This is a genomic window from Nocardia aurantiaca (assembly GCF_009708175.1).
In the GTDB taxonomy this organism is placed as follows: Bacteria; Actinomycetota; Actinomycetes; order Mycobacteriales; family Mycobacteriaceae; genus Nocardia; species Nocardia aurantiaca.
Genome location: NZ_WMBB01000016.1, coordinates 50642 through 64574, shown reverse-complemented (window position 1 = coordinate 64574; position 13933 = coordinate 50642). Strand labels below are relative to the sequence as shown.

The 13933-nt window shown below is 64.6% G+C and carries 8 protein-coding genes, 4 tRNA genes and 3 pseudogenes; 3 read left to right on the top strand and 12 right to left on the bottom strand.

Annotated features, from left to right (window positions below):
- Positions 1 to 147: 147 nt before the first annotated feature.
- From GLP40_RS28685 to GLP40_RS28630, 12 genes and pseudogenes are all read right to left on the bottom strand, one after another.
- Entirely contained in the window at positions 148 to 2310 is a 2163-nt protein-coding gene (locus GLP40_RS28685) for a 3-hydroxyacyl-CoA dehydrogenase NAD-binding domain-containing protein (protein ID WP_154791139.1), read from the bottom strand.
- A 19-nt stretch (positions 2311 to 2329) separates the two neighbouring features.
- Positions 2330 to 2890 (bottom strand): annotated as a pseudogene (locus tag GLP40_RS28680) (acetyl-CoA C-acyltransferase); the annotation flags it as partial.
- A gap of 139 nt (positions 2891 to 3029) precedes the next feature.
- On the bottom strand, positions 3030 to 5195 hold the full coding sequence (locus GLP40_RS28675; RefSeq protein ID WP_154791137.1) for a 3-hydroxyacyl-CoA dehydrogenase NAD-binding domain-containing protein: 2166 nt from the start codon (positions 5193 to 5195) through the stop codon (positions 3030 to 3032).
- A gap of 4 nt (positions 5196 to 5199) precedes the next feature.
- Positions 5200 to 6420, bottom strand: a complete 1221-nt coding sequence (locus tag GLP40_RS28670) for an acetyl-CoA C-acetyltransferase (RefSeq protein ID WP_154791136.1) — start codon at positions 6418 to 6420, stop codon at positions 5200 to 5202.
- 52 nt (positions 6421 to 6472) lie between these two features.
- On the bottom strand, positions 6473 to 7615 hold the full coding sequence (locus tag GLP40_RS28665) for an acyl-CoA dehydrogenase family protein (RefSeq protein WP_328290784.1): 1143 nt from the start codon (positions 7613 to 7615) through the stop codon (positions 6473 to 6475).
- Between the two features lie 595 nt (positions 7616 to 8210).
- On the bottom strand, positions 8211 to 9017 hold the full coding sequence (locus tag GLP40_RS28660) for a hypothetical protein (RefSeq protein ID WP_154791135.1): 807 nt from the start codon (positions 9015 to 9017) through the stop codon (positions 8211 to 8213).
- 441 nt (positions 9018 to 9458) lie between these two features.
- On the bottom strand, positions 9459 to 9923 hold the full coding sequence (locus tag GLP40_RS28655; RefSeq protein WP_154791134.1) for a type II toxin-antitoxin system RatA family toxin: 465 nt from the start codon (positions 9921 to 9923) through the stop codon (positions 9459 to 9461).
- Positions 9924 to 9984: 61 nt separating this feature from the next.
- Positions 9985 to 10113 (bottom strand): annotated as a pseudogene (locus GLP40_RS35155) (acyl-CoA dehydrogenase); the annotation flags it as partial.
- 190 nt (positions 10114 to 10303) lie between these two features.
- The gene (locus GLP40_RS28645; RefSeq protein ID WP_154791133.1) at positions 10304 to 11776 is read right to left on the bottom strand and encodes a cytochrome P450; all 1473 of its coding nucleotides are present in this window, start codon (positions 11774 to 11776) and stop codon (positions 10304 to 10306) included.
- A gap of 377 nt (positions 11777 to 12153) precedes the next feature.
- Positions 12154 to 12426 (bottom strand): annotated as a pseudogene (locus GLP40_RS28640) (helix-turn-helix domain-containing protein); the annotation flags it as partial.
- A gap of 81 nt (positions 12427 to 12507) precedes the next feature.
- Entirely contained in the window at positions 12508 to 12798 is a 291-nt protein-coding gene (locus GLP40_RS28635; protein WP_154791132.1) for a hypothetical protein, read from the bottom strand.
- A 382-nt stretch (positions 12799 to 13180) separates the two neighbouring features.
- Positions 13181 to 13252: transfer RNA gene (locus GLP40_RS28630), tRNA-Val, on the bottom strand.
- Positions 13253 to 13655: 403 nt separating this feature from the next.
- Here GLP40_RS28630 and GLP40_RS28625 point away from each other — a divergent pair.
- From GLP40_RS28625 to GLP40_RS28615, 3 genes are all read left to right on the top strand, one after another.
- Positions 13656 to 13728 (top strand) — tRNA-Gly (locus GLP40_RS28625).
- A gap of 23 nt (positions 13729 to 13751) precedes the next feature.
- A tRNA-Cys gene (locus GLP40_RS28620) sits at positions 13752 to 13822 on the top strand.
- Between the two features lie 24 nt (positions 13823 to 13846).
- Positions 13847 to 13921: transfer RNA gene (locus GLP40_RS28615), tRNA-Val, on the top strand.
- Positions 13922 to 13933: the final 12 nt, after the last annotated feature.

The window sequence follows — 13933 nt, the reverse complement described above, 5'->3', positions numbered from 1 at the left end:
GCCACGAGTCCTGGACCTCCATGATCGGCGTTGATCGCGGAGGCGAGCGCATGTTGCAATATTGACTACGCTCGTATCCAACAACGCTCGTATCCCATAATTGTGATATGAGATACAGGCGTTGTCAAGATTTGCGGGCGGCTTGCGCTAGCGGTAGGACTCACCAAGAGCGGCCTTGGCCACCAGGGACTCCGGCGGGGTGAAGCGAGCGCCGTAACGCTCCTCGAGTTCCCGCGCCCGAGCCACGAACCCTGGCAGGCCGCCGTCATAGCCGTTGATGTACTGCATGACGCCGCCGGTCCAGGCGGGGAACCCGATGCCGTAGAGCGACCCGATGTTCGCGTCGGCGACGGAGGTCAGAACACCTTCGTCGAAACAACGCACGGTTTCGATCGCCTCCGCAAACAGCATGCGCTCCTGCAGATCCCGGAATGGGATCGTGGCGGACCCGGCAGCGAAGGCGTCGCGCAGCCCGCTCCACAGACCCAGCCGCTTACCGGCCTTGTCGTAGTCGTAGAACCCTCTCCCACTGGATCGGCCAGGGCGGGCGAACTCGTCGATCATCTTGTCAGCCACCGCTTCCGAACCGTGCGCGGTCCAGGCGCCACCCGCGGCCTCGAGCGCGATGCGCTTCTCGTGGCGAATCTTGCGGGGCAGGGTCAGCGTGAGTTCGTCGAGCAGCTGCAGCGGGGGTGCCGGGTATCCGGCCTGGGCGCCGGCCTGTTCGATGATCGCCGGGTCGACGCCTTCTCCGACCGCTGCGACCGCCTCGTCGAGGAAGGTCATGATCACGCGGCTGGTGAAGAAGCCTCGGCTGTCGTTGACCACGATCGGCACCTTCCCGATCTGCTGGGTGAAGTCGAAGACCTTGGCCAGCGTCTCCGGCGCGGTGTTCTTTCCGGTGATGATCTCCACGAGCGGCATCTTGTCGACGGGCGAGAAGAAGTGAATGCCGATGAAGTCCTGCTGCCGGTGCACGCCTTCGGCGAGCTCGGTGATCGGCAAGGTGGAGGTGTTGGAGCCGAGCACTGCATTCGGCTCGACGATGTCCTGAATCTCTTGGAATACTCGCTGTTTGAGCGCGGCGTCCTCGAACACGGCCTCCACCACGAAGTCCACGCCCGCGAAGTCCTCACGCGACGCCGTCGCCGTGATGCGATGCAGCAACTGGGCGGACTTCTCCGCGGTGGTCGCCCCACGGGCTACCGCCTTGGCCTCCAGTGCCTCCGCATAGCCCTTGCCGCGGGCCGCGGCTGCGAGGGTGAGGTCCTTCAGAACGACCTCCAGCCCGGCGCGCGCGCAGACGTAGGCCAGGGCCGCGCCCATCATCCCCGCGCCCAGAATTCCGACCTTCTTCGCCTTGTACTTCGTACCGACGGCCGGACGACTCGCACCGCTCTGCACGGTCTGGATATCGAAGAAGGCCGACTGGATCATGTTTTTGGCGATCTGGCCGGTGACCAGGGGCACGAAATAGCGCGTCTCGATGAGTCCGGCGGAATCGAAGTCGACCTGCGCGCCCTCGACCGCCGCCGCCAGGATCGCCAGCGGCGCGGGTGCCGGGGCGCCCTTGGACTTGGCGCGCAACTGAGCGGTGAGCAGCGGAAGGTGGGCCGCCACTGCAGGATCGGCCGGTGTCCCGCCGGGAATGGTGTAGCCCTTGACATCCCAAGGCTGAACGGGGTCGGGATCGGTCTCGAGCCATGCCTTGGCGGTCGGTACGAGGTCCTCGACGGAGGGCACAACCTCGTGCACGAGACCGAGTTCGAGCGCTTCGCGCGGACGGAATCGCTTGCCGCTCAGCAGGACATCGCTCAACGCCCGTTGCAGGCCGAGCAGCCGCACCGTCCGGACGATTCCTCCGGCGGCGGGAAGTAGGCCGAGGCCCACCTCGGGCAGCCCGACGACCACGCCCTGGGCGCAGGCGATGCGATGGTGGGTCGCCAGTGCGAGCTCGAGCCCGCCTCCGAGCGCGGCGCCGTTGATCGCCGAGACCACGGGTATTCCCAGCGTCTCCAGCCTGCGCAACTGCCGTTTGACGCTGTTGCAGGATTCGACCCAGCGGGGGCCGTCCTGGGGTGTAGTGGCGATCAGGTCGTCGAGGTTGCCACCCGCGAAGAAGGTCTTCTTGGCCGAGGTCAGGACGACTCCGCGCACGGATTCACGCTCCTCCTCCAGCCTGTCGATCGTCGCCGTCAGTGATCCGAAGAACTCGTCGCTCATCGTGTTGGCCGAGGCCGCGGGATCGTCGATGGTGAGCACGACGATGTCGCCGTCGCGCTCCCAGCCGATGATTGATGTCTGCGTCATTGCCGAATTCCGTTCTTGCTCAGAGTCGTTCGATGATGGTGGCGATGCGGCCGCCGACGCCGACGCACAGCGTGACCAGCGCCCGGAGCTCGCCACGCCGTTCCAGTTCGTCGTTCACCGTGCCGACGAGCATGGCCCCGGTGGCCCCGAGCGGGTGCCCCATGGCGATCGCACCGCCGTTGACGTTCAGCTTCTCGTCCGGGATACGAAAGTCCTTCTGGAACTTCAGCACCACCGACGCGAAGGCGTCGTTCAGCTCGAACAGGTCGATGCCGTCGAGGGTCAGCCCGAATCGCTTGCCCACCTGTTCATTTCCGACCAGCACCAGCGCCGCGCCGTCAACGATGCCCGAGCTGTTGCCCCCTTGGCGCACATGGCCGATGCGTTCGACGGACGAGTACTTCTGCAGGGCAACGGCATCGAAACCGGCCTCGCCGAGCGTGGCGAAGGAGGGTTTCAGTCCCGCCAGCGACTCGATCGTGGTGCCGGGTCGGCGATGCTCGTCATGGTCCAGCAACACGGCACCGTTGAAATCGCGCACCGGCACCACCGACTTGGCGAAGTATCCACCGCTCCACGCCAACGACCGTCCGCATCAGCGCTGGGCGAGGCCATCCGGCAGGTGCAGCGCCGCCACGGGGGTCACCATCGAGGAGATGGCGTTGGCGTGCCGAACCTGCCCGCGAGCGCCAGGCCGAAGGCCCGACGAAAATTCGAGGTTAGCTCAGGATTTCACCAGCCTGGGCCTTTTGACGAAGAGATTCCGGCACTTCGAATCGGTCGCCGTACTTGGCACGCAGTTCATCGGCGCGCGCCACGAACCCGGCGAGGCCGCCTTCGTATTGGTTGATGTACTGGACGACACCGCCGGTCCAGGCAGGGAACCCGATGCCAAGGATCGAGCCGATGTTCGCTTCGGCGACCGATCGCAGCACTCCTTCGTCGAAGCAGCGCATGGTGTCGATCGACTCGGCGAACAACATTCGTTCCTGCATGTCGATGAAGGCAATGCCGTGGTCGTCTTTGGTGTACAGGTCAACTATGCCAGGCCAGAGGCCCAGCTTCGTCCCATCGTCGGCGTAGTCGTAAAAGCCACGCTTTTCGAGGCGCCCCGGGCGCTGATGAACATCGACCATGGCGTCGACCAGAGGATATGCCTTCGACTCGATCCAGCGCTTACCCTCGGCGAGCAGATTCTCCCGCAGCGAGTTCTGAATCTTCTGCTGCAGCTTCATGTTGATCTCATCGGCGAGCGCCAGCGCACCCACCGGGTAGCCGGCCTGCAGGCATGCCTGCTCGACCGACGCCGGGTGCACGCCTTCAGCGACCATCGACAAGGCTTGGTCGGCGAACTGCTGGATCACCCGGCTCGTGAAGAAGCCACGGCTGTCGTTGACGACGATCGGAGTCTTCTTGATCGCGAGCGTGTAGTCGATCGCGCGGGCAATCGTCGCCTCGCTGGTCTTGGCACCCACCACGATTTCGACGAGCGGCATCTTGTCGACGGGGGAGAAGAAGTGCAGACCGATGAAGTCCTCTTCGCGCTCGACACCGGTCGCGAGATCGGAGATCGGCAGCGTCGAAGTATTCGAGCCGAGCAGCGCATCGTCGTCGACGTAGTCCTCGATTTCAGCGAAGACCTGCTTCTTGAGTTCGGGACTCTCGAACACCGCCTCGACGACGAAGTCGCAACCCTTCGCGTCAGCGGCGTCGACGGTGGGATGGATGCGGGCCAGGACCTCGTCACGCTTGGCCTCGGAGATCTTGCCGTTGGCGACCGCCTTGTCGAGCAATTTCTGTGAATAGCCTTTGCCGCGCTCGGCGGCTTCGATGCTCACGTCCTTGAGGACGACATCCATGCCGGCCATCGCCTGCACGTAGGCGATTCCCGCGCCCATCATTCCGGCGCCGAGGACGAGTACGCGTTTCGGCTTGCGATACTCGTAACCCTCGGGGCGGGCGGCACCCTTGTTGAGCGCGGTGAGGTCGAAGAACAGGGCCTTCACCATGTTCCCGGAGACTTTGCCGACGATCAGGTCGGTGCAGTAAGCGGTCTCGATCTTCGACGCGGTCGCGAAGTCGACCTGGCTGCCCTCGACCATCGCCGCCAGCGCGTTGAGCGGGGCAGGCATAGGTGCGCCTTTGAGCTGTTTGCGAATGTTCGCCGGGATGGCAGGCAAGTTCGCGGCGAAGGACGGAACAGCGGGGGTGCCTCCCGGGATTCGAAATCCTTTGCGGTCCCAGGGTTGTGCGGCATCGGGATTCGCGGCGATGAATGCCCGCGCCGCGGCGAACATTTCCTCGCGGGTGGAAACAACCTCGTCCACGATGCCGACGGACTTGGCCGATGCGGGCTTGTGGCGCTGGCCCTGGCCGATGACGTTCATGAAGCCGGGCACGACGCCGATCATGCGGGTGATGCGGGTCGCGCCGCCGGCGCCGGGCAGGAGGCCGAGTGAGACCTCGGGCAGGCCGACGACGGTGCCCTTTCCGTCGAGCAGCACACGGTGATGCGTCGCGAGCGCGATCTCGAAGCCGCCGCCGAGCGCGGTGCCGTTGATCGCGGCGACGACCGGCTTGCCGAGCGTCTCGATCCGGCGGACGCACTCCTTGGTGAAGTCGAGCATGTCGGCGATCCGCTTTTCGTCGCCTGGCCCCGCATCCATGAGCATCTGCAGATCACCACCGGCGAAGAAGGTGTCCTTCGCCGAGGTGATGATGACGCCGTCGAATGAGTCCTTCTCCGCTTCGAGTCGCTCGACGGTCGCAAGCAGGGATGTGCCGAACAGTTCGTTCGCGGTGTTGACGGATTGTGTGGGGTCGTCCATCGTGAGGACGAGGACACGGTCTTCGCCGATTTCCCACTTGATCATGTTCTCCGTCATGGCTTCAGACCCTTTCGATGATGGTGGCGATACCCATGCCGCCGCCGATGCAGAGAGTGATGAGGGCGTAGCGGCCGCCACGGCGCTCGAGTTCGTCGACCATCGTTCCGGTGATCATGGCCCCGGTGGCTCCCAGCGGGTGACCCATCGCGATCGCGCCGCCGTTGACGTTGACCTTCTCTTCCGGAATGTGCAGCTTCTTCTGGTAATTCAGCACTACCGACGCAAACGCCTCGTTGAGCTCGAACAGGTCGATGTCATCGACCGTGAGGCCGGCGGTCGCGAGCACCTTCTCGGTTGCGGGAACCGGTCCGGTGAGCATGATCGTCGAGTCGGCACCGCTCACGGCCGAGGCGACAATCCGGGCACGGGGGGTCAGACCAGCGACCTTGCCTGCGGCTTCGCTCCCGACGAGCACCAGCGCCGAGCCGTCGACAATGCCGGATGAGTTGCCGGCGTGGTGAACGTGGTTGATCTTCTCCACCCAGTGGTAGCGCTGCAGCGCGACCGCATCGAAGCCCCCCATCTCGCCCATCGCCGCGAACGACGGCTCGAGCTTCGCAAGGTCGGCGGTGGTGGTGTCGGGCCGCATGAATTCGTCGTGGTCGAGCACGACCAGGCCGTTCAGATCCTTGACCGGAACGACCGACTCGGCGAAGTACCCCCCGGCCCAAGCGGCCGCTGCCTTCTGTTGCGAGCGCACGGCGAACGCGTCCACGTCGTCGCGGCTGAAGCCCTCGATCGTGGCGATGAGGTCGGCACCGATGCCCTGAGGCACGAAGTAGGTGTCGTAGTTGGTCTTCGGGTCCATTGCCATAGCGCCGCCGTCGGAACCCAGCGGAACGCGAGACATCGACTCGACACCACCGGCGATGACGAGCTGGTCCCAGCCGGACCGTACCTTCTGAGCTGCGGTGTTGACCGCTTCGAGGCCCGAACCGCAGAAGCGGTTGAGCTGCACGCCAGCGACGGTGTCCGGCAGCCCGGCCGCCAGGGCCGCGGTCTTGGCGATGTCCGCGCCTTGGTCGCCCACGGGCGAGACGACACCGAGAATGATGTCGTCGATCGTCGCCGGATCCAGCTCAGCGTGCCGGGAGAAGAGTTCGTCGAGCAGTCCGGTGACAAGCGAGATCGGCTTGACTCCGTGGAGCGCTCCGTTGGCTTTTCCGCGACCCCGGGGTGTCCGGATTGCCTCGTAGATGAATGCCTCTGAAAACGTTGACATAGTCGTTGATTCCTTGGTGTGGGGGTGGAGCTGATCTGATTCGCTGCGCGAGTCAAAGGAAGCGAGCGATGAGGTCCTTCATGACCTCGCTGGCGCCTCCGTAGATACGGGAGATCCGACCGTCGACGAACATGCGCGCGATGGGGTACTCCTCCATGTAGCCGTAGCCGCCGTGGAGCTGCAGGCATCGGTCGACGATTTGTGTCTGCTGTTCGGAGACAAAGAGCTTGATCATCGCCGCGGTCTTGACGTCGAGTTCACCACGCAGATGTTTGGCCAGTGCGTCGTCGACGAACGTGCGCACAACCTGCGCCATGGTCGCGACCTCGGCGAGTTCGAAGCGCGTGTTCTGCATGTCGAACAACGGCTTGCCGAACATGACCCGGTTCTTCGTGTACTCCACGGTCACCGCTAGCGCTCGCTCGATGACCGCGGCACCGGCGACGCCAACGATCAGGCGTTCCTGGGGCAGCTGTTCCATCAGTTGGTAGAAGCCCTTACCCTCATCAGCGCCAAGCAGATTCGCGGCCGGAACCCGCAAGCCGTCGAAGAAGAGCTCGGCGGTGTCCTGGCCCTTCTGGCCGATCTTCTCGAGCTTCTTTCCGCGAGTGAAGCCGGGGGTGTCGTCACTGACTTCGGCGACGATCAGGCTGACGCCAGCGGCGCCGAGCGCGGGGTTCGTTTTGGCTGCGATGATGATCAGGTCACACTGGGCGCCGTTCGAAATGAAGGTCTTTGCGCCGGTGATGACGTATTCGTCGCCCTCCCGGATAGCCTTGGTCTTGATGCTCTGCAGGTCAGAGCCAGTGCCCGGTTCGGTCATCGCGATCGCGCCGACGTATTCGCCCGAGGCGAGCTTGGGAAGCCATTTCCGTTTGTTCTCCTCTGAGGCATAGGCGAAGAGGTAGTGGGGGACAACTCCGGTGTGCACGCCGAGCTGCAGAGCACTGTCGCCGGACTTGACATGTTCGGTGATCAGCACTGATTCATGGGCGAAGGTCCCGCCGCCACCGCCGTACTCGGTCGGGATCGACATGCACAGCAGACCGAGCTCACCAGCCCGGTTGTAGAGCTTGCGATCGGGCTCACCGTTCGCCGCGAACTCCTCGTAGCGAGGCACGACCTCTTTGGCGAAGAACTCGCGGGCAAGGGCGGACAACCCCGCCAACTCGGCCGTCAGATCGGCATCAGGCACGGCAACCTCCAGTCGTGAACGCACCCTATTGGCGTCGCGCCAACTATGACACGCAGATCGATTGTTAGTCAATAAAGATTCACTTTGCTTTGGAGATGGTAAGGATTAGGCGGTTACAAGCCGTAATTTTCCTGGATGAGCCCTGGGCGGCGAGCGCTAGGTGGCCGATTAGTCATTCACAGTTCACTAATATTCGCTGGTCGCCGCAGCGCATGAAGGCGGTGCGGTCCGGCAGAGCGGGGTTTCCGCCACCGGCGTCCATCCGCACCAACCTTCCGCCCCTTGCGCGCAGGTCGGCCATACCGGTTTCGAGCGGATCGGTCGCCGCCCGACGGAAGGCTTCGACCAGCAGATCATCGGCGTCGGCCGTCGACTGATCGACCAGGCATTCGGCGGGTGCGAGATACCGCGCCTCGCCGCCCGGGCATAGAACCGAACCGCGAGCCGATCCGTTCCCGGACCGCCTCGCGGTTCCTCGTCAATGTCCCCGAAATGTGTGATCAACAGGGACAGCGGGACGGTGACGCTCACGGTCCCGCCGCCTGATGTCGCCACTCACAGCCCGGCCACCGTCGCGGTCACCGAGGCGTCGCGGTCAATTTCCACCGCGGAGCGGCAGCTGGCGGGCCGCCTTGATCGCGGGCGTCATGAACTGGCCGGCCTTGACCATCGCCTTGAACGCGAGACTGGTGTCACTCGGCATCAGCTTCTGGATCTGCAGTAGTTCGAACGGGTCCCACAGCGTCTCGCCCCGGAACACCTTGTGGGTCACGGGATCCAGGTGGTACCGGTCGACGGGGTACCCCTGGATGTACGCGCCGGTCCCGGGGATCGCGGGCGAGCCCGGGGTGAACGGATACATCCGCAACGGATAGTCCCAGTGCCCGCACCCGACGTAACGGCCCATGAAGATGACCTCGCCCTTGGGCGAGACCTGCAGGGAAACCTCGCCCGGGATCAGGTAGTACGCCAGATCCGGAGCCGCGTCGTAGAACGCCTGATTGTAGTCGATGAACGCCTGCACGCCAGAAATCGTGCGGCCGAACGACAACGGGTCCTTGTACTGGCAATTCTCGGCGACGGTCGCGCGCACCAGGTCCTCGTTGACGCCCCCGCTCCACGCCGACCAGTACTTCTTCAGCCATTCGAGCACCCACATCACGTCCATGCCGAGACGCTCCGTGTAGAACACGCACTGCGCTTCGACCTCGTCGAAGAGCTGACGCGTCATCCGCTGCAACTCCTGCTCGCCGACAGTCGGCACGGGCGCCGACCGGTTGCCCTGGACGAACGGCGGCATCGGCTTGGCGATACTCAATCGGCGCAGCGCCTGCTGGAACCTTGCTTCGTAATCGGCCGGCTCGGCCTGATTCTGCTTGCCTGCCGTCTTACTGGTTGCCATGAGTCCTAGATCTCCTTCATCCACATTGATGCGAGCGGTTCAACGACCGGTGCGTGTCCCACGTCGTATCGAGAGCAAGTGGTCAACCTCAATCCTGATGTAAGATACGGCCGTAGTCAAGAACGACTGTAGTCAAGTTTATCGAGAGTTGACGGTGACCAGCGATCTATCCCAGAGCCGAACACCTGCCCGAGTCGCGTCCAGCGCCGGGAGGGTCGGCGAACGCCTGGCCGATGTCCAGCCGTTCGTCTGGGTCGGAGCCCTGGGCAACCGGGGCGAGGTCATCCCTGGCGATGGCGCTGGCTCGAGAGAAGGAAGCAGTCCAGCGCCGGGCCCGTGACGCGGTCCGTCACTGACTCGTCCCCCACGTCCAAAGGTCACCGTCGGGCGCGACCAGCGCGACGAGCATGTCGGCCACAGGCGCCTTCTTGCCACGGCGGCTTATCGCAGGCGTCCTAGCGTTGCCGTGCCCTCTCGACCCTCGACGCGCTTCTTCAGGGACCTCATCGTGTCCTTTACCGACCGGTCCGCGATCAGCTTCTTCAACGCGGCGGGAAGGGGGAAGCCAGGCTCCACGGCGATGTCGTAGGTGACGAACGTGGTGCCGTCGTCGCGCGGGGCGAACGAGTAGCACGCCCGATAGTCCTTCACATCACCACTGACGTACTCGCACGAGATGCTGCCCAACTCGTCGTACAGGGCGCGGACGACGACTCGGAGCTTACGAACCTTGGCATCGACTCTCAGCTCGATCAGCAAGCCACGGCCTTGCTCGTCGCGCTCGAGAATCTTCGTGCCGAGCACCCCGGCCTGCCACTGCGGGTAGGACTCGAAGTCCAGCAGCGCATCGATGATGTCCTCGGGCGCCGCTTCGATGAGATCAGCGCACCTGGCGACATGGGACATATTCCTCAGATCCTTTCCTCGCACCGGCCGAACCGGCCTCTGGCGTGTCGTCCGCCCACCCGGTGAAGCCGTCCATCGTGGAAAGGACGCGGAGCATCACCTCGTCGGCGTCGCCGCCGATGCTGACGATCCGCTGATCGCGAACGAACCGGGCCGTCCAGGTCTCCTCGATGTAGCCGATGCCGCCGTGGGCCATCTGATGTTGAGAGCCACCGCCGATCTCGCCGATGGTGTCGCGGACCGGGACCCGGACGTCGTCGAAGCTCAGCAGGCCGGCACCGGTCACCACCAGTGCGCTGTTCGGGTCGATCTCGCCCACCGCACCGGCTCCCGGACCGCGGTGCCGACGACGAGGACGACCTCGCTCCCGGTAGCCACCGTCAGCGACGTGGGCTGGCGATCACCCGCAGTCCGTAACGCGGGCGGAGGCTGGGCGTTGCCTGCGGTTCCATGCGGTGCCCCGGCACCGTCTCGAACGTGTGCGTCTGGCTGAACTTCGCGGCGATGAGCACCGTCTCCATCAGGGCGAGGTTCCGGCCGATGCAGGTTCGCGGGCCGCCACTGAACGGGGCGAAGGCGCCGCGGTTGCGGCCCGCGTCGGCACCAGGCATGAAGCGCGACGGGTCGAAGACATCGGGGTTGGGCCACCAGCGCGGGTCGCGCCCGATCAGGAAGGCCGGCATGATCACGGTCGTGCCCGCCTTGACGCGGTGCCCGCCGATCACGTCATCGACGATCGCCTTACGCGGGCTGAACCAGACCGGCGGGTAGAGCCGCATGGTCTCGTCGATGCAGGCAGCGGTCCACCGCAGGTTGCGCAGGTCCGCCGCGGTGGGCGTCCGGCCCTCCAGGACGGTGTCAACCTCCTCGAGCATCCGGTCGCGGGCCCAGTGGTTCTGCGAGAGCAGGTGCCACAGGAAGCTCATGGTGGTGGCCGTGGTCTCGTGGCCGGCGAGCATGTGCACGGTCGCCTCCGACCGGACCCGCTCCGGCGTCATGGTGCCGTCGTCTATGCATTTCAGCATGAGGTTGATCAGGTCAGGAGTATCCGTGGGATCGGCGGCGCGGTCAGCGATGATGGCGTCGACGCCCCCTAAGACCATCCTCGCAGACTTCTGGAGGTTCGACAGCGGAGGGGGCACCGGCACGCGGCTGTGAATCACCCCCCAGAACAGTTTGTTCACCCAGGCGGGCGGTTCGGCGACCATCAGGAAGCGTGCGAGTTGCATCGTCTCGGTGAGGCCCTCGGTGATCCACCATCCGAGGTCGTCGGGGAAGTACCGCTTGAAGTTTTGGTAAAAGATCGCGTTGCCGATGACGTCGAGGGTCAGCTCGACCATTATGTCGTGCATCTCGATCTCCGCAGGCTGCTGCGGCAGCGCGGCCGCGGCGTCCTCGACCGGCGCGGCCATGAGATCGAACACGCTTTCGAGGTGCTTGCGGGTGAACATTGGGTTGAGGATCTTGCGATGGTGCTTCCACGAGTCACCGTTGTCGCTGAAGATACCGACGCCGAGCGCACCGTCCACGGCGGTGAAGTCGATCGACTTGTAGTAGCGGTCCGGGTGTTCGAACAGGATGTGCTCGACGTACTCGGGCCGAGTGACCGCGACGAAGCGGCGGAATCCCACCCGGAAACAGGAGAAGTCGTGTCCGGCGAGGCGAGCGTAGATACCGTCCTCGAAGCCCCAGCCCTTGTACAGCGCGGATGCTGTCGACCGCAGCGTCGGGAAGCGCTTGGACGGCGAGTGCGTGGCAGGCGTCGCGCCGCCCCCATGGGCGCCTTCGTGCGTGACCGGACACGCCGACTTTGTGGGTATGCCCAGTCCGCTGGCCGTATTGGGTGTTGCCATGGCTTTCGATCTCCTTCATCGACATTGATGCACAGGCCGCAGTAGCACTTGGCTATGCCCCGCGTCGCGTGTTGACAACGAATGTGTCCACATCCAATCTTGATGTAAGAGACAGTCGTAGTCAAGAATACGGGAGAGGCCCGATTGAACGCGCAAGTCGACAACGAAGTCGCCGGTCTGCCCAGCGGACGACGGCACAGGAGCGCCGAAGCGATGGCGGACACAGCGGAAGCCATCGTGATCGAGTGAACAAGGGCGAACGTACTCATCTAAGTAGCCGCGACCCGCGCGGGTCGAAGTGGCGAACGCAGGCAGCGGAAGATCAACTCGCCGAAGTCGACTCTGGACCTCGGCGATGACATGAGCGGCATGTGCGCGTCGGTGATGGTCCGGGGCACGCCCGGCCGCGGCTCGTCGGCCAAGCCGTCGAGTCGATCACGCAGGAACCGGGACCGCCACCGGGCCACGGTGCCGCGGTTCACGTTCAGCCGCGTCGCCACCGTGGTGTTGGATTCGCCCTCGGCACAAGCCAATACGATCCGGGCGCGCATCGCCAAACCTTGCGCGGTCGAACGACGCGACTCCCAGCCGGCCAGGGTCCGCCGCTCGGTCTCGGACAACACCAGCGGCTTCGACTTCGGACCGGGCATACCACCACAAGACGCCCGAACCGAGATCAATCGCAACCAAACCGCGAAAGCCAACTGATACTCAATCTCAGGACCAGCTCACTAGGCGACAGCCCGGCTGATCTCACTGATACGCCGATCCAGCCGCGACGAACCCACCTGCGCTGCAGCCTTTTCCGCGAGTTTGATCGTCGCACGCGCCGCATCCCAATCCCCGGTCCGGGAATACGCCGCCGGCAACCCGGTTCGATACAGCGCCACCTCCGGTACGCGCTCGGCGGGGCATGAGTCGATCGCCAACGACAACAGGGTTTCGACGCGCGCCGCATCGCCCAACTTGACGAAACAGCGGCCCGCCATCACGCCTATCTCGTCGCGGTTCAGCCAGTACACCCACTCTGGTTCCTCGGTACCCGGTGGCGTTCCTCGTACGCGTCGTCTACCGCGTCCAGGGCGCGGCGGCAGCCTTCCGTGTCGCAAGCTTTCGCACTCGCCCCAGGCCACCCGCTCGAGCAGTAGCGCCGGACTACCGGGGTCGCCTCGTGGTGGGCTCCGGTCGCGGCGGCCCGCGCCGACAACGCCGCGTCGGCGGGGTCACCGACGTTCGCGATCTGATGGCTCAGGGACGGCAACAGTTGCGCGGCAAGCGGTCTGGTCCGTGCCGCCTTCGCACCGGGCGTTCGTCGTGTCCGCGCGGGTCCTAGCCGTCGCGCCCGCGATATTGCACGAAAAACGGCCGGTCATCGCAAAACTGCGATGACCGGCCGTTTCTGTGTGGTTCTAGCTGGGATCGAACCAGCGACCCCTCGCGTGTGAGGCGAGTGCTCTCCCGCTGAGCTATAGAACCGTAGCTCGCCACCCTGGGATGGCTCGTTCTTCCTGGCGTTTTCCGCCGCTCTGAACGAGACAGAACTTTACACAGATCACGGTCGTCACACCAAATCGCGTGCACAGGGGCACAAAATCGATCTCCGACGGGCGGGTCTGTGGTGTCGCGCGAGGTTCATTGGGGCGTCGCCCGCTCGCTACGGGCAATTGGCCGCAGTGGGGTGGGATGGGTCCGGCGCTCGACCTCGCGAGTGACCCTCGGGTTTTCGAGGTGGTTCCGCCGTGCGCCCGGGAAGCGGCGCGAACTACACGGCTGTTGTTCAGATTTACCCCCATCTACCAGGCGATTTGTTACCTGCGCAGATCGTCGGCTAATGTTCTCTCTCGTCAGCGGGACAGCCGAGAGGCCCCCGAGACGAAATGCGGATGTAGCGCAGCTGGTAGCGCATCACCTTGCCAAGGTGAGGGTCGCGGGTTCGAATCCCGTCATCCGCTCGAGAGGCCGACACGGCCTGCTTGGCGGTGTGGCCGAGTGGTGAGGCAACGGCCTGCAAAGCCGTGCACACGGGTTCGATTCCCGTCGCCGCCTCTTCTCTTCGAAGAGGAAATTCTCGCGCGATTAGCTCAGCGGGAGAGCGCTTCCCTGACACGGAAGAGGTCACTGGTTCAATCCCAGTATCGCGCACCAAATGAAGACCAG